The following is a 20,511-nucleotide window of genomic DNA, read 5'->3' as shown; positions in this document are numbered from 1 at the left end:
TATATATCAAAAAATATTACCTCGTATAATTCTTTTTTCAACAGATTCAATAAATTGAGCTTCTAAAAATTAAAAAGATAGATAAAAAGCCTTATGTAATGAATTTGAATTACATAAGGCTTAGCTAAAAGTGTAATATGTTTCGCATCTTACGCTTTTACAGATATTTATGGTCTAAAGGCTATGCCATCAGTATGATTTATATTTTTCCGAGCTGTTTTAGCATCCTCAAAATCATTGCTGCCGCCATGGCCCTTGTTGATGTCCCTTCAGGCAACAGTGTTTCAGAATCAGTACCTTGGATAAGGCCATTCTTAACACCTATTGCCATTGAGTCCTTCGCCCAATCCTGTACTTTCCCATTGTCTCTAAACTTGTTAAGTTCTGCCGCATTTCCTGTTGGTAAAAACTGAGCTACTTTATTGACTCTTAATGCATTAACTATCATAGCGGTCATTTCTTGTCTTGATATTTCTGCATTTGGCCTAAATGTCCCATCTTCATAACCTGATGTTAATCCGACTTGTTTTGCAGCTTCAACTGCACCATAATACCAGTCACTGGATTTTACATCTTTAAAAGATGGTATATTTGCATTATTCCCATCTATGGCAAGAGCTCTAGTAAGCATTGATATGAATTCTGCTCTTGTAACAGCTTTATCTGGCTTAAATGTATTATCTTCATATCCTGATATTATGTCACGGGATGCAAGTACTTTAATATCATCCTTGGCCCAATTTAACGCAGTATCAGAGAAATTAATATCTTTTGCCATCAAAGCGTATTTTGAAAAATGAGTAAGATTTACAGTCACTGTATTATTTGTTGCATCAACTACTCCACCTACAGATTCCCAGTTTCCATCTTTATAAGTAAATACAGATATCAATCTCTCATCTATGCCATTTAAGTTTTTGTCATCATACTTAAATACTGCTTTTACAGGCTTACTTGGTTGTACACCATTTGTATCTATTTCATAGGCACTTCCTATTAATTTAATATTTGAGGTCTTATTTATATCTTCTGCTTTCAATGGTGTTATTTTTAATGTCACTTCACTGTTGAATGTGCCGTCAGTAAAAGTCATTGATAAATCTTTTGCAGCTGTTTCAACGGAAGCACCGTCAATAGGAACTTTTACAGTTTTGCTTTCTGTTGAGGTATTATCACCTGTTGTTGGTATTTCCTCTGTACCACTTGATGGTGGGTTTGTACTTCCGCCACTTGAAGGTAGTGTCGAACCGCCGCCCCCTCCACCTGGTTGTGATACTTCATTTACCTTTATATTGACAGTTGTTGAAACACTGCCATATGTTATGTCAAGGACTGTTTCACCTTTGCTTAAGCCTTTTACTAGGCCTTTATCAACAGAGGCAATACTTGAATCTTTTACAACGTATGTCGCATCATTTGTGACATCTACTGTTGTTCCATCGGAATAATTTGCGGTAATTTTTAGCTGAACTGTATCACCTTTATTCAATTCTACTTTTTCATGATCTGAAACTATATTATTCAGTGTCACACTCTTTGGTAATGCATTTACACTGACATTTATCCTCGTTAACATATTACCATCTTTGTCATTTACCACAATTAACCCTGCATAATTTGACGGTGTTTCAGGTACAGTCATCTTTGCACTCATATTACCTGTTTCATTTTGCTTTATTGTTTCGCTGCCAGTTACAGTCATATCTGACCCTTTAACAGCATCACTTGCATACAGTGCTTTCTTTGAAAGATTTACAGTTGCTTTACCAGATGGCACTGCAAATGCATTCACATCAAGTATATATGTCCCTGCTGGCAAGGCTTTAAGCTTTATACTTTCATTAGAATCTCCATCTGCGTCCATTGCATATTGTGATAGCGACTTACCATCGTCATTTAACTTAAATAGATACAAGTCAAGGTCATCAGCAGGATTGTCATCGCTAATAGATACTTCATAGACAAAATTAGGATTATCTTTTGTTACTTTAAAAATCTCAATATATCCATGTCCAAAAAGATCTGTGTCATTATCACTATTAACATCTATCACAGGATGTGTAACTTCAGGCGGTGTATTTAAATCAACCAGACCTGTTCCTACATATTCCACATCTTGATCTGCATCAGTTAAATTTGTAAGACTAAACTGCTTTTCAAGATTTGTACCTACTTCACCTGATTCACTCCAAGTATCAGGTTTTGGAACAAGTCCTGTCAGCATGAATTTCAAATCATACTGTGCAACTGGGACTGACGATGCAAAACTTTCATATACATTTACTTCCCAAACACCTGGAAGTGGATTATATACCGATCTTGTAACAGTTGGCGTATCAGGTGTTGTATATAATATTTCGTTAGGATTATATTCTATGCCATTTGGATCAAATAGTGTTGCTCTGATCCTTCCAACACCTTTTTCTGTTTCAAGTGATGTCAAATCGATCTTAAAACTCTTTACACCGTCAGGTACTCTATAGAAATGCCTTGTATAATGTGATACAGGTACTTCTCCTTTTGTATCGCTTAAATACAATGAATCTTTATCAAGGTTAGTTGGAACAACAATTGTAACGGGTATCGAACCATCTATCAACTTTGTAGCTGGATCATCAAGTGTAATTACACCACTATTTAATCCAGGCTGTAATTTTGATTTATCTATTGATAAAACTACATTACCAATCTGACCCGCTGGTATATTTAATGTAGATTTATCTAATGATATATACCCTATACTATTTGAAATGTTAAGGGTAATATCAGTGCTTCCATCGTTTTTGATATATGCATTAACAGTATCAGGTATATTGCCGTTTCTTACGTATACACCTGTTGTGTTTGTGATTTTTTCCTTGTAATCTGTAGCAACTTCTATGTCGTCCTTAGTAGCACCAAGTTTATTCTTAATATAATCATATGCGGCAACAACATCGGGAAGTCCACCACCTTCTTCGACAGGTGCATAATCGCCGATATGTCTAGCCGTCTTGATCAAGGCTTCACTTACAAGTTCTGGATCTAACCTGTCATTAGGTTCAATTAGTTTGTCTTTTCTGGCTGCTGATAATAGAAGTGCTGATAAACCAGATGTCTGTGGTGCTGCCATACTTGTTCCCTGATATAGATCATATGGTCCTCTGTATTGGCCTCCTGCCCACACATCCCATTCCGGTACACTTGATATAGCAGAACCAGGTGTTATGATAGTAGGCTTTAATCCACCATCTTCTCTTGGACCAACAGATGAGAAATACCAAAGTCCATCACCTGGAACATTATATCCATATTCGAGCCATGTATCGTGTGAAATATATGCGCCAGAGGTAATTGCCTCTGTACTGTCGCCAGGTGCACCAATTGTATTTATCCCAGGTCCTTCATTACCCGCTGATATAGAAAATATTATATGATATTTTTTTGAAAGTTCATTTGCAAGCTGTGATTCTGGTGATGTTCCATCGTTTATATCTGGTGATGATCCAAGGCTCATATTCACTATATCTGCGCCATTCTTAGCTGCATACTCCATAGCAGCCATAATGCCTGATGTTGCGCCACCGACATTCGTGCCAAGTGCTTTTAATGCCATCACCTTTGCACCTGGAGCTAATCCTCTTAAGCTTCCACTACCAGTAGATATACCTGCAACATGTGTGCCATGTGAGCCACCTGGAAAACCTAAGTTTGCAATGTAACCACCATTGTCTCCTTTGAATATGCCTGTTAAGACAAAATTCATCTTTGCTGGTGGCGCACCTTCTGGTACATTTGGATCATTCGGAAATGAAGCTACAAAGGGTGTATTAAGCTTTTCTATTCCATCTTTATATGGTATAAGAAGTGTATCATCAGCAATGTTGTTGTTTTGATTTGTGTCAACAGCTACTATATCGGGTGAACCATTTCCATCGATGTCGATACCTAAGACATAATAATTGTCAGTCTTATCACCATCTCGGTTGAAATCAAAACCTGTATTAGCTCCAGGTCTATATCCAAAATATATTTCATTAGGAAATATATTTTCATGGAGCTCTCCTACATAAACCTTTGCTCCGTCAGGAATGACGTCAGGCATCTTAATATATGTACCTGTATCTGGGATGTATACTTCTTTGTAGACTTCATTATATACTTCACCATATACAGATTGATTAACAGTATTAATAGTAGTTAGTTTTAAAGCATTTAAAATATCATTGTATGCCTTATTTTCTACATTTGGCTTTATTGTAATTGCTGGGCTACCATAGACATCACTATATACTGATTGAACTGTTGTCTCAATATTTAATGAAACATCTCCCTCTCCAGTGAAGTCCTGCCAATCGATCACCTTTATATCTCCATCTGCATTTTGAAGCATCTCATGGATAGGATCTACGCCAGTATCTATTATAGCAATTGTTACACCTTTCCCATCATATCCCATTTGGTAGAATTTATCTGCATTTGTATCATCCTCTGTTGATTCAACATCTGGTTTAAATGGAAGGTTATTTACATAATTTATTGGATTTTTTTCTTTTGGATCAACATTATAGATATTATCAAGCGATATGCCTTTGATGCCTGTCACATTCAATAACTTTGATAGGTTATTCTCATTTATATCCAATGTGAATATATTGTCGCCTATCTTTTTGGATGTACCAATTTTATTTAATTGGCTTGTCAAATCTGTTCCATCGGATAAAATAACTAAGTTATATGAATGTGAAGTAGGTAATAGACTATTCGTCAATGGACCATTTTGTTTTGCATTTTGTGGCAACCTAATTCCATTTAGAGAATTGATAAAATTAGTTACTTCTTGTTTATCATTTGAGAAAAATTTTATTGCATATTGATTTGTATTAAATGTCTGGGCATTAGCATTTGTACTAATTGTCCCAAATATCATGAGAAACGTGATGACCAGTACTAAAAGTTTTTTCCCCATTATCTTAACCCCCTTTTTATATGTTATTTGTAAAAACTATCCTCCTTTCCCTAAAATATATATGTCAAGGCATATGCCATGATATCTGTTTAATTATACTTTATTTTTTTACTGATATTGAAAGAGATAACTTTAAATATATTAATATTTATTAACCATTTATTTCCTATTTATGATTCATATTCTATAACATAAACTAATATTATGCAATAGGCATTATTAAAATTTTACTTTTTTGATTTTTCTATTATTTACATAAATAATTTTATCTATAATATATTTTTATTGTTACAACTTTTTCATAATTATACATTTTATTGAGATATACAAAAAAGCCGTCCCTAATTCTCTATTAAAAAGGGACGGTTCTTTTTGTATTATATTATATAAAAGCTAATATAGTTCGAATTATATCTTCTGCCCTATCAGATATAAGCTTTCTAGCATTTATCATCGCTTCTCGAAGCGTCATAGGTTTATCTACGATGCTGAACATTGATGTGACACCTACATCATAGAGTTCTTTATAGTTTTTACCTAGACCACCTGATAGTATCACGACAGGTTTTCCGTACTTTTTAGCTATCCTTGCTATTCCCGCTGGAGCCTTGCCGTATGCAGTCTGAAAATCTGTATTGCCTTCACCCGTTATCACAATATCACATGACTTTATCTTTTCATCTATATTTGAAGCCTCCATCACAATGTCTATTCCAGATTTTATCTTAGCATTTAAAAACGCCATTAAGGAAAAGCCCAGTCCGCCCGCCGCACCAGCACCGGGAACATCTGAAAAGTCTTTGCCTAATGTCTCTTTTACTACACTGGCATAGCGCCTTAAATTGTTGTCAAGAATTTCCACCATCTCTGGTGTTGCACCTTTCTGCGGTCCATAAACGTAAGATGCACCGTTTTCACCACAGAGAGGATTTGTTACATCAGATGCCACTATGAAGCTGCTTTCACGCACCCTTTTATCAATACTGCTTATGTCAACTTTTTTGAGCCTATATAGATTTCCTCCTCCATAAGATATGTCTTTGCCGTCTTCATCTAAGAGCTTTACACCTAATGCTTGAACCATTCCGGCGCCGCCGTCATTTGTGGCACTTCCTCCTACTCCTATTATGAATTTGCGACATCCTGCGTCAAGGGCTTCCTTTATAAGCTGACCAACACCGTAAGTCGTAGTGATTAAAGGATTTCTCATGTCATTTGGCACAAGGTTTAAGCCAGATGATGCAGCCATCTCTATAACTGCAGTGCCATCATTAAGTACGCCAAAGTAGCCTTTGACCACATTTCCAAGCGGTCCTACTACATCTACATCTATGATTTTTCCTCCTAAAGACATAATTAATGCATCTACTGTACCTTCTCCTCCGTCAGCTATAGGCACCTTTAGAATCTCAGCATCTACAACCCTTCTTATGCCTTCTGTCATTGCCTCTATGACTTCTCTCGATGACAAACTTCCTTTGTAGGAGTCAGGCGCAACTAATATCCTCACTGTCTCACCACCTGTTTAAATAGTGAAATATCTTTTTTGCTTTCGTTCGTCGATCTCGCTAAGTTTAGTTATCGCTTTCCAACAATTCGCTCACTCATGCAAAATTGTTTTCTCTCTATAATAGCACATCAATGATTTATGATATCATCTATTCCTGATTTAAAAGTTCAATGGCCTTATCAAGCTGTGCATCGTTTTTAAGTGTCAAACCATAGAAATACGAAAGGGCATCAGCAGTGCCCCTATCAAGGACGCCCGTTGCTGGTATTCCTGCGTATTTTTGAAAGCTCACAATAGCATCATACGTGTCATTGCCGAAATACCCGTTTGGCTCACCTTTGTAATACCCTAAAAGGCTTAAGTAAGACTGTAACAGTTTTACGCTATTTCCTGTATCGCCTTTTTTTATATCTTTTGTATACACCAATTCCGGCAAAGTCACCCTGCTGTCTTTTACCTCTACATCAGGTTTGAGACCTGTCCCGTCAATCCATCTTCCTGATGGAAGCAAGTATTTGGCTATAGTAAGCTTCATTCCACTGCCATCAGAAAATGAAAACACTTCTTGCACTGTTCCTTTTCCGTATGAATTTTCGCCTACTAGTACTCCTGCTTTAGTATCCTGTATGGCACCTGCCAGTATTTCGGCTGCTGACGCAGTTCCATTGTTTATGAGAACTGCAATCTTGTACTTCTGATTTTTCAAGAAAGAATAATACGTCTGATTATTTCCACCGTTCATAGCCACTGTCACAACAGGACCTGCCGGTACAAAAAAATTTGAAACAGCTACAGCTTCAGACAAGTATCCGCCGGGATTATCCCTTAAATCGATGACAAGTTTCTTTATATTGTTTTGATCCATATAGTCAAGGGCTTTTGCAACATTGTCTTCAGTATTTCCATTAAACTCACTTATGTCTATATAGCCTATACCGTTTATTATTTTATACGATACCGGGTTTATCTTTATGACATCCCTCGTTATCTCGTATTCGACTGTCTTCCCATTTACCAAAAAACCTATCTTCACTTTTGTTCCTTTTTCGCCTTTGATGAGATTTGTCACGTCGTTTACGCTCATCCCTGTCACATCTTTGCCATCGACAGATACGACAATATATCCGCTTTTTACTCCAGCTCTTTCCGCCGGCGAACCGTCAACCGTAGACACGACTACTATGTCGTTGTCCCTTTGTTCAACTACCATTCCTACGCCGGTGAAAGTGCCTGATGTAGATTCTGTAAATGAATCCATCTCATCTTTTGTGAAATATGTACTGTATTTATCAAGGGATGATAGTATCCCTTTTATTGCCCCTTCCTCCATTTGATCGTATGTTATGTCTCCTGCATAGTTGTCTTTAATAAATTGCATAATAGAGCCTAAATCATCTAAATAACTGCTTATATTGTCGCTCTCCACCGTATTCGTTGCAGCATATGTAACTGAAGCTACAGAAAAAACAAGAGTCAATACGATTACAAATGCCATAAAAATTGATAAATGCCTCTTCATAAAATAAGCCTCCTTAAGAATAATTTACCTTAATTATATCACAAAATTTTAAATACTCTTATATAAACACAAAATAAAGGCCTAATAATAGACCTTTATAAGATTCTAGCACCAGTATTATCGCATTTTAATTCGTAAATACGGCATTTAATGTTTTTTTCTTCGTAAACTTTTTTTACTGACTCTCTCACTTTGTCGGCAACGCTGACATCCGCCATTACCATCATAGTTGGCCCGGCACCGCTTAAAAATGACGCATAAGCTCCATTATCAAGCGCTTTTTCTATTACGTAGTACATCTCAGGTATAAATTCCTTGCGGTAAACCTGATGAAGCATGTCTTGTGATGCAACTTTTAATAAATCGTACCTGCCTGAAAAAATAGATGCTGTAAGTAGTGATGCTCTCCCAACATTAAAGACTCCATTTCTAAACTCTATCATTGATGGCAGTACGCCTCTGGCTTTTGACGTTAAAAGCTCTCTCTCTGGATAAAACGCCAAAAACCTTAAATTGTCATCTAATTCTTTTTTTACACAGTACGTCTTTTTGCCGTCAAATGTGGCTACATTAAAGCCCCCATTTAAAGCAGGGGCTACATTGTCCGCATGGCCTTCCATTGAAGATGCTATATCGAGAATGTCATCGCGACTTAATGAGTTCCCGCAGATGGCATTTGCTGCAACGAGACCACCTATTATGGCAGATGCACTGCTTCCCAGGCCGCTTCCTGTCGGTATATTGTTGGTAGACTTTATATAGAGGCCATTTACGGTTATGTTTAACTTATCAAAAACCTTCTTTGCTGCCTTATATATGAGGTTTTTTTCATCCCGATCTATATTTAAAATGCCTTCCCCTTCAACATCAATCACAAGTCTACTGCCTTTAAGTTCCATGTATATATCATTGTAAAGATTGAGAGCAACACCTAGTGAGTCAAATCCAGGGCCTAAATTTGCCGTTGATGCCGGAACTCTCACAAGGACAGACTTATCCATATATTGCACCTTCCAGTGAGTTCAAATCAGCATCAACAGTCTTTACACTGCTTCCTCCAAGTTTTATAGCAGTATCAGGATCTTTTAAGCCATTCCCTGTAAGTATACAGACTACCGTATCTCCCTCTTTAAATAGCCCCTCTCTGTACTTCTTTATGACGCCTGCGATAGGTGCGCATGATGCAGGCTCAGCAAATATTCCTTCGCTTTTGGCAAGGTATGAGTATGCTTCAAGTATCTCATCATCCGTAACCTTGTCGATAAGTCCCCCTGATTCATCTCTTGCTGCTACGGCCTTTTGCCAACTGGCAGGATTTCCGATTCTTATGGCTGTGGCAATCGTTTCAGGATGCTCAATTACTCTGTTTTCTACAATAGGAGCTGCACCTGCTGCTTGAAACCCTATCATCTTAGGAAGCTTATTTATAATGCCAACGCTGTAATACTCTTTAAATCCCATCCAATATGCAGTTATATTCCCTGCATTTCCTACAGGAAGTGCCAGATAATCTGGAGCTTTTTTCAGTGTATCGCATATTTCAAATGATGATGACTTCTGCCCTTCAAGCCTATACGGATTTATAGAATTAACGACAGTTATAGGATGCTTCTTTGATATTTCCCTCACTAAATTTAAGGCATCATCAAAGTTGCCATTTATTGCAATTACTTCTGCACCGTAGGCGATGGCTTGTGCCAATTTGCCTAATGCAATTTTTCCCCCTGGAATAAGCACAACGCACTTAAGCCCTGCCTTTGCAGCGTATGCAGCCGCTGATGCAGATGTGTTGCCTGTTGATGCACACACAACAGCCTGTGACCCTTCCTGCTTTGCCATGGATACAGCCACAGTCATACCTCTGTCTTTGAATGAACCTGTAGGGTTTAACCCCTCGTACTTCAAGTATATCTTAAGCCCCGGAAATTTTTTTTCAAGGTTTGTGGCTTCTATAAGGGGCGTATTTCCTTCTTTCAATGTAATTATATTTTCATCATCTATTTTAGGCATGTATTTTCTATATGATTTGATTATTCCATTCCATTCCATCATTCGTCCCCCTCCACTCTTATTACACTTGCCACTTTGTCTATCTCTTTTAAATTGCCTATCTCGTCTAAGGCCTTAAATAAATTTTTAGTCAATGCATTATGTGTAATCAAAACTATCTCTGCATACTCACCCATGACTTCTTTCTGAACGACAGACACAAGGCTTATGCCTTCTGCCCCCAGCACACCTGTTATTTTGCTCATTACACCAGGCTTATCTAGTGCTATAAGCCTTATATAATATTTGGATACAGTATCCACAATATCCTTCATCTTGGCATCTTCATAGCCATTTTGAACAGGTATGTGATTTACCACATCGATCACATCGGCAACAACCGCACTGGCTGTAGGCATCATACCTGCTCCTTGCCCATAAAACATAAGCTTTCCTACTGCATTTCCTTCCACAAGTATAGCGTTGTAAACACCATTTACTCCATTTAACGGATTTTTCTTAGATATCATGACAGGATGTACCCATGCCTCCAGCTTTCCATCATCATCAAGCCTGCCGTATGCTATAAGCTTTATAGTGAATCCCAGTTCATCTGCGTACTGAATGTCTTCTTTAGAGATGGTCCTTATTCCTTTTGTGTATATATCATCAGGCACCACGTATTTATTAAATGACAATGTGCAGAGGATGGCCAGTTTTCTTGCAGCATCAAATCCGTCCACATCATCAGTTGGATCAAGCTCCGCATATCCCTTTTGCTGTGCCTCTTTTAAGACACCTTCAAAGCTCATGCCTCTCATCTTCATTTCTGTCAGGATATAATTCGTTGTACCGTTTAGTATACCTTTTATCTCGTATATCTTATTTGCTGCAAGGCAGCTTTTTAAAGGTCTAATTATCGGTATACCACCTCCTACAGAAGCTTCATAAAGGAGGTTTACATTGTTTTCATTTGCAAGCTTTATAAGCTCCTTCCCATGTTTTGCGATGACTTCCTTATTTGCCGTAACTACATTTTTCCCTTTTAAAATAGCTTCTTTCATGTACTCCAGCGCCGGATGTTCTTTTCCCATCACTTCTACTACTACGTCTATTTCAGGATCATCCAAGATGTCTTCTGGCACTATCGTTATCTTTCCTTGTGCCTCTTTAATCCTCTTTTTTTCAGGATCTTTAACTAGTATCTTTTTAATCTCTATTTTTTGGCCTATCTTCTTCTCAATGGCATCCCCATTTTCTTCTATCAGGTGTACGACACCCGAACCGACAGTTCCAAGACCCATTAAACCTATCTTCACAGTAAAACCCTTCCTCTCCAAATAATATAAAGCTTAATATATATATAAATTTATTCGCCAAGTATCTCTACCTTCCTGACACCATGCTCCTCCTCAATCTTTTTTATAAGTGCTTCAATACTTTTAGTCATGTATTGAGTGTCTATGGAGATAGAAACACTGGCAACACCAAGGGACGGCATGCTTTGATTTATCGTAATAACATTTCCTTTCATCATAGCTATGATATCAAGTATCGACGACAGGATACCTGGCATATGCTCCAAAAGCAGCGACAAAGTTATTATCTTTCCCTTGGAAAACTTCGAATACGGAAAGATGTAATCTTTGTACTTGTAAAACGCACTTCTGGATATGCCAACTTTCTTTACTGCATCGTTTATTGTCTTTGCCTCTCCTGTTTCGATGAGCTCCTTTGCCATGAGAGTTTTTTTAAGTGCATCAGACAAGATCTCTTCTCTGATGATGTAAAACTTGCTTTCTTCCTTCAAAATTCCGCCCCCTTTCTTGTGTATCTATATGGAATACATTTATCCGTGTAATGTGTACATTTTATCACAGTAAACTAAAAAAATCAAGTACATAAAATGCACTTTAGACATAATTATACCTTAAAAAATTTATAATTTTGTAACGAATTAGTATTTCATTTGTTATATAATATAGGTAAATGTTTTTAAAGGAGAGATGAATTTGAAGAAGTTTTTGCTTTTGTTTTGTGTTTTATTGACGATATTTATGACTGCCTGTTCAAGTGGACAGTTCAATGCATATAGAGAAGATACGAAGTTTTTATTGAAGTACGGCTTTAGCCCTGAAAAAGAATCATCTTACTTCAATGTGACAATTCCATCTGATTGGAATATTCAAGGTACTTCTATGCCTGTTGGGCTTTATTGGACTGAAGTGAATTTTCTATCAAGGGATATAGGGTATAATATTGAAAAATACAAAGGCAAAAGTGTAGAAGCCGTAATATACAGATTAAATGAGAAACTGCCAGGATTAGGAGAAAGCAGCAAATACACATATCCTGTAAACGCTGTAATCTTGAGAGATGGACAGAATATAATAGGTGCATGGCTTGAGTTTAATGCATCAACACCTCTATCTCTTAAAAAGAACTACATTGAAACGCTTACGGAAAGGCCTTGGATTGACTGGGTAGCAGCCCACGGTTTTTTAAAGCAAATGTCATCTCCAGCTACAGATAGTCTTACACCTGAAGAGCTTATATACGCATTTTTTAACGGGATAAATAAAGAGGACAAAAGCTTAATATATTCAACTCTATCTATTGATATGCTGCACGACATGCTTTACATCAATAGACCAGCAAAAACCCTTTACAATACCGACTTTGAGCAAAATAGCCTCGAACTAAATACAAAAGCGGCAACTGTATTAAGCACAGAGGAAAACAAAAGTTACACGCCTATAAAAAACAAAAATATTTATGAAAGCAGAGAATTTATGGTAATAGTAAACATGACGTTAAAAAGTGAAGATAATATTTCCATAAAAAGCGGAAAAAACACATTCTTCTTCATCATATCAAAGTCTACAAAAGACTCACCTTGGAAAATAGAATCAATAGGAACAGGGCCATAAGGCCCTTTTATATTTCTACAACGTCGCTCTCTGTATACCTTAAAGCCATATTTATCTCATAATCTATTCCTTCTTCTTTCAGCACATCTGTAACCGTCTTGTATGCTATCTCAGGTTTATTGTTGTTATGGCTTAAATGCCCCAGGTACACGATTCCGATTGATTTCATCTTTATAAATTTTTTAATAGCTTCTGCTGCATCTTTGTTTGATAGATGGCCATGTTCTGAAAGAATTCTCTTCTTTAAAGGCCATGGATAAGAACCGTGTATAAGCATATCGATGTCGTGGTTGGACTCCAGCAAAACAATATCGGAATCCATTATATTTGCTGCCACGCCTCTACTTATATACCCTAAATCAGTGGCTATGGTGGCTTTATTCTGGCCACAGAAAAATGAAAAGCCTACAGGTTCCGCCGCATCATGGGATTTTTTGAAAGGCCTTATTCTGACATCTCCCAATGTAAAATCTTCACCGGTTTTGAAAAAACGCTTGTTGTCACAGTCTATCTCACCAAGAAGGTTTTCCATGGAAGCCCACGTTGCTTCATTGGCATATATGGGGATGTTGTACCTCCTTGACAGTACTCCGGCCCCTTTTATGTGGTCATTATGCTCATGTGTTATGAGTATCGCCGTAATGTCTCTAGGTGAGACATCTATATTTTCAAGACTTTTTTCAATCATGCTGCCGCTTAAACCTGCATCCACCAGTATATGTACATCTTTGTATCCAATGTATGCGGCATTTCCACTGCTTCCGGACCTCAATGAACAAAATTTCATCTCAAATACCCAAAAACGGGGATACCCCCTTTCACATCTTGCCTGTTATAATTTAAAAAGTCCCTTAATATTATATAACAATGGAGGATTATTTGCTATGGTAATTCACATAAAAGTCTGTTTTCATAACTTATCAACAGTCTTTCTGTGAGCAACTCTTTTTCATAAATAACATTAGTTGATTTTCGTCTAAAAATAGTATATCTTGAAATAAAATTTTTCACACAGGAGTTATCCACATATGCACATTTACATGTGGATAACTTTTGGAATGCTTGTAAATTGTAATGCACAGGAATTTTCATATGTAAAATATACTTATTTATAAATAATACTTTATTTTTGTTGATAATTATTTCCTATCATTAAAATAAAATACGGTCCTAATTTTCCGTTTTGGAACAATAGGGCCGTAACCACGTATCATTTTAGCTTGCTATTTCTTCATCTTCAAACTGGCTTAAGTAGAGTTTAGCGTAGAATCCACCTTTTGCCAGAAGCTCTTCGTGAGTACCTTGCTCTACAATGTCGCCATGATCCATTACAAGTATAAGATCAGCATCTCTTATGGTAGACAACCTGTGGGCGATTATAAAGCTTGTGCGGTTTTTCATAAGGTTATCCATGGCCTTCTGTATAAGGATCTCTGTACGTGTATCGACAGAGCTTGTAGCTTCATCCAGTATAAGTATCTTTGGGTCAGCAAGTATTGCTCTGGCTATAGTAATAAGCTGCTTCTGACCTTGAGATACGTTTGAAGCTTCCTCATTTAAGACCATATTGTAGCCGTCAGGCAGCATATGAACGAAGTGGTCAACGTGTGCTGCTTTTGCGGCTTTTATGACTTCCTCATCTGTAGCATTTAGCTTTCCATACCTTATATTGTCCATTATCGTACCATTGTAAAGCCATGTATCCTGCAATACCATTCCAAACAATGACCTTAGATCGCTTCGCGTAAATTCCCTTATGTCGTGGCCATCTATCAGTATCCTTCCTTCATTTACATCGTAGAACCTCATCAAAAGCTTTACTATCGTAGTCTTACCAGCACCAGTCGGCCCTACAATAGCTACCTTTTGCCCCGGCTTTATGTCTGCAGAGAAGTCATTTATGATTATCTTATCTGGATTGTACCCAAAGTGTACATGATCAAATTGCACATGTCCTTCTACATTCTCCAGTTTTATAGGATGCTCTGTCTCAGGCACTTCCTCTTCTTCATCCAAGAACTCAAATACACGCTCAGCACATGCTGCCGTCTGCTGAAGTATGTTGGAGATATTGGCAATCTGCGCCAGCGGCTGAGTAAATGACCTTACATACTGTATAAACGCCTGTATATCTCCTACTTCAATCGTCCCTTTTATAGCAAGGTAGCTTCCTAAAACGACGACACCTACATAGCCTAAATTGCTTACAGAGTTCATTATAGGCATCATAAGTCCCGTTAAAAATTGGGATTTCCAGGCAACTTTGTAAAGTTCATCATTGTACTCGTCAAATTTCTCTATGCTTCTCTTTTCATAGTTAAATGCCTTCATGACTATATGGCCGCCGTACATCTCCTCAACGTGACCATTGACGTGGCCGAGATAATCTTGCTGCTCTTTAAAGTACTTCTGTGAAAATTTTATTATTACAGCTATTATACCCATCGATATAGGTATCATCAGAAATGTCACAGCTGTCATGGATACACTGATAGTCAGCATCATAACCAATGCACCGATTACCGTGGTAACCGATGTGATTATCTGGGTCATGCTTTGGTTTAGTGTCTGGCTTATTGTATCAACATCGTTTGTTATGCGGGACAAGATTTCACCGTGATTTGTGCCGTCAAAGTATTTAAGAGGCATGCGGTTTATCTTCTCCATTATGTCTTTTCTGAATTTATAGGTCACTTTCATGGCTACATTCGTCATTATCCAACCCTGTATATAACCAAGACCTGAGCTTAAAAGGTACAAACCAATGAGAATAAGAATTATCTTGCCGATGTAGTCAAAATCTATATTGCCGGTGCCTGCTATCTTTGCCATGACACCTTCATAAAGTTTTGTTATGGCTTTGCTGAGTATTTTAGGTCCAACTATGGAAAGTGCTGCACTTCCCGCAGCAAATATTATCACAAATAGTATTGAAAATTTATAGTCGCCAAGGTATGACATAAGCTTCTTCATAGTCCCTTTAAAATCGTTGGCCTTTTCCCCGCCTACCATAGGACCGTGGCCACCCATAGGACCATGTCTTCTCATGACAGGCCGCCTTGGAGTATTTACGTTTTTTCCATCCATTATGCCAATTCCTCCTTTGAAAGCTGCGAATAAGCGATCTCTCTATATGTCTCACAGTTTTTCATAAGCTCTTCATGTGTGCCTATCCCAGCTATTTTACCATCGTCCAATACGATAATCTGATCTGCATTCATTATTGTTGAGATACGCTGTGCAACTATTATGACTGTGCTATTTCCTGTATACTCTTTCAATGCCTTCCTCAATGCCCTATCTGTCTTAAAGTCAAGTGCGGAAAAACTGTCATCAAATATATAAATCTCCGGCTTTTTGACAAGGGCACGTGCGATAGACAGCCTTTGTTTCTGTCCCCCTGAGATATTTGTGGCATCCTGAGATATTTCACTGTCATAACCATCTGGAAGCCTTTCAATAAACTCTGCTGCTTGAGCCACCTCTGCAGCCTTTTTAACTTCTTCATCTGTAGCATTTTCATTGCCAAACTTTATGTTTGACATGACAGTGCCTTTAAATAAAGAAATCTTCTGAGGTACATATCCAATCTTCTCTCTCAAATCGTGCTGCTTCACATCCCTCACATCTACACCATCTACTAAAACCTGTCCTTCTGTTGCATCGTAAAATCTCGGAATCAAGTTTACAAGTGTAGATTTCCCGGATCCTGTTGAACCAATGATAGCCGTCGTCTTCCCAGGCTCAGCCTTAAATGTTATATTCTTTATAGCATCTTCTTCTGCACCAGGGTACCTGTATGAAACATTTCTGAATTCAACGACACCTTTTTGGCTTTCATCAAACTTTTTACTTTCCTTAGGATCAACTACAGTAGGTTCAGTTTCCAGCACTTCAGCTATACGGGATGCTGATACAGATGCCCTCGGTATCATGATAAACATCATAGACATCATGAGAAATGCAAAGATTATCTGTATAGCGTACTGCATAAATGCCATCATGTCGCCAACCTGCATCGATGAATTGGCAATATCATGAGCACCTACCCACACAATAAGAAGAGTAACTCCATTCATTATAAGCATCATTGCAGGAAACATTGTTATCATGACGCGGTTTATAAAAAGCATCGTGTCTGTGATGTCGCGGTTCGCCTTGTCAAACCGGTTCTCCTCAAACTCCTGCGTATTAAATGCCCTTATAACCATCATTCCTGCTAGGTTTTCACGTGCTACAAGATTTAGCCTGTCGACTAATTTCTGCACAGACTTGAATTTAGGCAGCGCAATGGAAAACACAATTGACACAAGTCCTAAAAGTACTATGACAGCTAGTGCTATTATCCATGACATTGACGCACTCTTACCTATAGCTCTTATTACACCGCCAATCCCTATCATAGGTGCATAGAATATCATCCTTATCATAAAGACTATTAACATCTGTATCTGCGTTATATCGTTTGTTGTCCTTGTTATCAAAGATGCTGTCGAAAACTTATCAAATTCTTCACTTGAAAAGCTCTCAACTCTGGTGAACAAGCTCTTTCTAATGTCTCTTGAAAATCCTGCTGCAACTCTAGAGCCCAAGAAACCTACCAGTATCGAACAAGCTGCGCTTAAAATTGTTATCAAAAGCATGATTAAACCTGTAGTCAAAATATAATTCATCTGAATCTTGTCGGTATTTACACCAAGAGCTTTATATTCTGCTTTAACTTCTGCTGCCGCAGCCTGTATAACCATGTTGTCGCCAAGGGATGTAAACTTCTTATTCATATCGTCTGCTATCTTCTGCCTCTCAGACTCTGGAAGCTTTGCAAATAGCGCAAATAGATCCATATTTGCAGGAATCTTTGTATTATTAAATGTAATAAATCCATCTTTTACACTGGACTTCATTTTGTCAACGGCAGAAACAGCCAGAAAAGCCTTACCCATCACAGGGTTTATCTTGTCCACTTCGGATTTATCGATATTTTTAAGTACGTAAATCGGTTCTTTTTTCAAAGTTGGATATTGTTTTACGTATTTATCGTAATCTGAACTATTTTTATCTATCAATGTGTAATCATTCAAAACCTCTTTTTTGTCATCATCACTCATAAATAGCGTGAGTTTATCCATCGTGCTTTGCCTTACTGCAGAAGGCACAGCATTTACTATTCCTCCCTGCTGTATGCCTTGGTTTACTATGTTGGACATATAGTCAGGAAGGGCCAGGTCGCTCATGGCCTGAATAAATATGAACAGTATTGCAATAATAGTTATAAAGATGTAAGGCTTAAAATATTTTCGTAATTTAAGCATTAACCAAAACCACCTTTCCTTAAATATCTAGTTATAACATCTACTGCTTGTTTGACTCAATCAATCTCTTTAAAGTGTTTAATCCTTTTACTATTTCGTCGTGTTCTTCCTTTGTGGCCTTATTCATCATATCTCTAAATTTATCTTCTATTTTTTTGAAAACCTCTTTTGATTTTTCCCTAAATTCCTCATCTATACTAACATAGACAACCCGCCTGTCATCACTACTTCTCTCTCTTTTAACCATGCCTTGCTTTTCCAGCCTGTCTATTATGCCTGAGACAGTGCTGCTTGTAAGTCCCATTTTTTCACTTAAATCGCTTATTTTCATTTTTTTATGCCGCATAAGAATACCTATGATCATCCCTTGAGGCCCCGTTATGTTCAGTTCTCTAAATTCGTCTTCCATGCTTTTATGGATCATATTCATAATAAACTTTAAAGTCTTTAAAACATCTATTCTTTCGTTAAATTCATTCAAATATTGTTCACCCTCTTTCAAAATATTTCGTAATTGTATATTTAGTATGCAAACATTTCGGATGCTAAATAATTATATTCCCGCAAAGAAAAAAAGTCAATAGGTTTTTTAAAAATCCTATCGACTTTTTCATTTGTAATATTTAACTTATATTTCAGTCATCTTTCTTATGTTATTTTTTATATCAACAACTTCATTTTCGTTCCCCAGCAATACAATATAATCTCCAGATAATATTTTTGTATTCCCTTTAGGAATTATCTCTTTTCCACCTCTTTTTATCCCAACTACAAGACAATTACGAGGCCACTCTATGTCTTTTAATTTTTTCCCGTCTACAAAAGATCCGACGGCAACAGGCATCTCAAACAAAATTTTGCCAGATTCATCATAATCGTTAATATTCTCGTTCTTAGTATTTTTTATTATCCTATCAAGCAATGATTCATATATTGGCTTATTTCCATAAAAGCCTGATACAATGTAAGCAGTTATTGATACAGTGCTTAATGCAAGTAAATGACTAAACGAACCTGTCATCTCTGTAACTAAAAGACTACCAGTAATAGGAGCCCTGACAATGGCAGCAAAATACCCGGCCATAGCTAATACAATAAAATCTTTTAAGTACAATTGATCAATATTAAAAATATGTATAATTATTATGCCGTATAAATTTCCAATCAATGCCCCAATGGCTAGAAGTGGCATGAATATGCCGCCTGGTACTCCAGACCCATAGCTTACAATTGTAAACAAAAATTTTGATATAAACAGCAAAAGGACAAATGCAAAACCTAAATTTACACTGCTTATCTTATCTACGAGGCTTTCACCGCCCCCCAGCACCATAGGTATAGAAAGCCCTATAATAACCGATAGAAAAAGAGGAATAAATATCTTTAATTGAGGTATCTTTACATATTTATCATATAAGTCTTGTGATTTTAGGAGTGATTTGTTGAATAAAATTCCTCCAAACCCGATTATAACACCCAGCACTAAAAGATATATATATTGAGAAAACGGAACAATCGGAATATTGGTAATATCAAATACCGTCTTTAAACCTAAAAAAGTATCTGTAATGTATGTGGCAGTAAGTGATGATACCATTGATGATACAAGAACGATAGGGGAAAAATTTTTGTGAAGCTCTTCCAATGAAAATATAACACCTGCTAAAGGCGCATTAAATGCCGCCGCTAAGCCTGCACCAGCACCGCACGTTATAAGGTACTTCTCCTCAAAGCGCATCCTTTTTAATAACCTGCTGATACCTTGTCCTAAAGATGAACCAAGCTGGACACATGGACCTTCTCTCCCTAAAGACAGTCCAACACCTATCATCAATATAGTACCTACAAACTTCAATATAAATATTTTTAGCCAATTTAATTTAAAATAGCCTATAATCGTCCCTTCCACCTGCGGTATACCGCTGCCACTGATCATAGGCTCCAATTTAAGTATATAGTTTGTAAATATACCTACTACAGCTAAAAACAAAAACCATATAGGCAAGAGATAAATCTTCGATTCTAAAACTTTATATAAAACCAGAAGGTACATGACAGTTTTTTCTAATATAAACCTTAAAGTTGATACGACAAATCCTATAAAAATTCCAACAATTATTCCTTCTAATATCAATCTATCTTTGAAGTTTTCCCTGTTTTTAAACATTTCATATATGTGACTGTTGCCGTTCATATGACTACCTCCCATAAGCCTCATAAAAAAATTATACAACAAATTCATGTATAAGTTAAGTTATTGTAGCATTTTACCTTTATATATCTATAATATTTTAATTAACTTA

General features: G+C 37.1%; 13 protein-coding genes. 1 reads left to right on the top strand and 12 read right to left on the bottom strand.

Features of this window, described 5'->3' with window-relative positions; genetic code table 11:
- Nucleotides 1-199 precede the first annotated feature (199 nt).
- The 7 genes from Q2T46_RS09380 to Q2T46_RS09350 all read right to left on the bottom strand — a co-directional run bounded on the left by Q2T46_RS09380 (nt 200) and on the right by Q2T46_RS09350 (nt 11,776).
- On the bottom strand, nt 200-4,948 hold the full coding sequence (locus tag Q2T46_RS09380; protein ID WP_303265696.1) for a S8 family serine peptidase: 4,749 nt from the start codon (nt 4,946-4,948) through the stop codon (nt 200-202).
- A 382-nt stretch (nt 4,949-5,330) separates the two neighbouring features.
- On the bottom strand, nt 5,331-6,458 hold the full coding sequence (locus tag Q2T46_RS09375; protein WP_303265697.1) for a glycerate kinase: 1,128 nt from the start codon (nt 6,456-6,458) through the stop codon (nt 5,331-5,333).
- A 148-nt stretch (nt 6,459-6,606) separates the two neighbouring features.
- Entirely contained in the window at nt 6,607-7,977 is a 1,371-nt protein-coding gene (locus Q2T46_RS09370; RefSeq protein WP_303265698.1) for a S41 family peptidase, read from the bottom strand.
- Between the two features lie 95 nt (nt 7,978-8,072).
- On the bottom strand, nt 8,073-8,978 hold the full coding sequence (gene thrB, locus Q2T46_RS09365; protein ID WP_303265699.1) for a homoserine kinase: 906 nt from the start codon (nt 8,976-8,978) through the stop codon (nt 8,073-8,075).
- Nucleotides 8,971-10,026: a threonine synthase gene (gene thrC, locus Q2T46_RS09360; protein WP_303265781.1), complete on the bottom strand. Its 1,056-nt coding sequence runs from the start codon at nt 10,024-10,026 to the stop codon at nt 8,971-8,973. Before thrC ends, thrB begins: the two co-directional genes overlap by 8 nt.
- Nucleotides 10,026-11,285 (bottom strand): homoserine dehydrogenase, encoded by a 1,260-nt coding sequence (locus Q2T46_RS09355; RefSeq protein WP_303265700.1) that lies wholly within the window; start codon nt 11,283-11,285, stop codon nt 10,026-10,028. Before Q2T46_RS09355 ends, thrC begins: the two co-directional genes overlap by 1 nt.
- A gap of 50 nt (nt 11,286-11,335) precedes the next feature.
- Nucleotides 11,336-11,776 (bottom strand): ACT domain-containing protein, encoded by a 441-nt coding sequence (locus Q2T46_RS09350; RefSeq protein ID WP_303265701.1) that lies wholly within the window; start codon nt 11,774-11,776, stop codon nt 11,336-11,338.
- Between the two features lie 202 nt (nt 11,777-11,978).
- Between Q2T46_RS09350 and Q2T46_RS09345 the strand changes: the two genes are divergently transcribed.
- Nucleotides 11,979-12,896 (top strand): DUF4830 domain-containing protein, encoded by a 918-nt coding sequence (locus Q2T46_RS09345; protein ID WP_311062234.1) that lies wholly within the window; start codon nt 11,979-11,981, stop codon nt 12,894-12,896.
- 7 nt (nt 12,897-12,903) lie between these two features.
- Here Q2T46_RS09345 and Q2T46_RS09340 read toward each other — a convergent pair whose 3' ends face one another.
- From Q2T46_RS09340 to Q2T46_RS09320, 5 genes are all read right to left on the bottom strand, one after another.
- Nucleotides 12,904-13,683, bottom strand: coding sequence for an MBL fold metallo-hydrolase (locus Q2T46_RS09340; protein ID WP_303265703.1), 780 nt, complete (start codon nt 13,681-13,683; stop codon nt 12,904-12,906).
- A 428-nt stretch (nt 13,684-14,111) separates the two neighbouring features.
- Nucleotides 14,112-15,983 carry an ABC transporter ATP-binding protein gene (locus Q2T46_RS09335; RefSeq protein ID WP_303265704.1) on the bottom strand — a complete coding sequence of 624 codons (1,872 nt, stop codon included), beginning with the start codon at nt 15,981-15,983 and terminating at the stop codon, nt 14,112-14,114.
- Nucleotides 15,983-18,208 carry an ABC transporter ATP-binding protein gene (locus Q2T46_RS09330; RefSeq protein ID WP_303265705.1) on the bottom strand — a complete coding sequence of 742 codons (2,226 nt, stop codon included), beginning with the start codon at nt 18,206-18,208 and terminating at the stop codon, nt 15,983-15,985. The genes Q2T46_RS09335 and Q2T46_RS09330 overlap by 1 nt, the downstream gene beginning before the upstream one ends.
- Nucleotides 18,209-18,248: 40 nt before the next feature.
- Nucleotides 18,249-18,689 (bottom strand): MarR family winged helix-turn-helix transcriptional regulator, encoded by a 441-nt coding sequence (locus Q2T46_RS09325; protein ID WP_303265706.1) that lies wholly within the window; start codon nt 18,687-18,689, stop codon nt 18,249-18,251.
- Between the two features lie 147 nt (nt 18,690-18,836).
- Nucleotides 18,837-20,402 carry a ClC family H(+)/Cl(-) exchange transporter gene (locus Q2T46_RS09320; RefSeq protein ID WP_303265707.1) on the bottom strand — a complete coding sequence of 522 codons (1,566 nt, stop codon included), beginning with the start codon at nt 20,400-20,402 and terminating at the stop codon, nt 18,837-18,839.
- Between the last annotated feature and the right edge of the window lie 109 nt (nt 20,403-20,511).

It is taken from the genome of Thermoanaerobacterium sp. CMT5567-10, assembly GCF_030534315.2.
GTDB lineage: Bacteria > Bacillota > Thermoanaerobacteria > Thermoanaerobacterales > Thermoanaerobacteraceae > Thermoanaerobacterium.
This window is presented reverse-complemented; position numbering and strand designations above follow the sequence as displayed.

Bases quoted from the DNA above. Each gene is read 5' to 3' on its own strand.
- Q2T46_RS09335 (WP_303265704.1), bottom strand. From the start codon at position 15,983: ATGGATGGAAAAAACGTAAATACTCCAAGGCGGCCTGTCATGAGAAGA.
- Q2T46_RS09370 (WP_303265698.1), bottom strand. From the start codon at position 7,977: ATGAAGAGGCATTTATCAATTTTTATGGCATTTGTAATCGTATTGACT.
- Q2T46_RS09380 (WP_303265696.1), bottom strand. From the start codon at position 4,948: ATGGGGAAAAAACTTTTAGTACTGGTCATCACGTTTCTCATGATATTT.
- thrB (WP_303265699.1), bottom strand. From the start codon at position 8,978: ATGGATAAGTCTGTCCTTGTGAGAGTTCCGGCATCAACGGCAAATTTA.
- thrC (WP_303265781.1), bottom strand. From the start codon at position 10,026: ATGGAATGGAATGGAATAATCAAATCATATAGAAAATACATGCCTAAA.
- Q2T46_RS09330 (WP_303265705.1), bottom strand. From the start codon at position 18,208: ATGCTTAAATTACGAAAATATTTTAAGCCTTACATCTTTATAACTATT.
- Q2T46_RS09340 (WP_303265703.1), bottom strand. From the start codon at position 13,683: ATGAAATTTTGTTCATTGAGGTCCGGAAGCAGTGGAAATGCCGCATAC.
- Q2T46_RS09320 (WP_303265707.1), bottom strand. From the start codon at position 20,402: ATGAACGGCAACAGTCACATATATGAAATGTTTAAAAACAGGGAAAAC.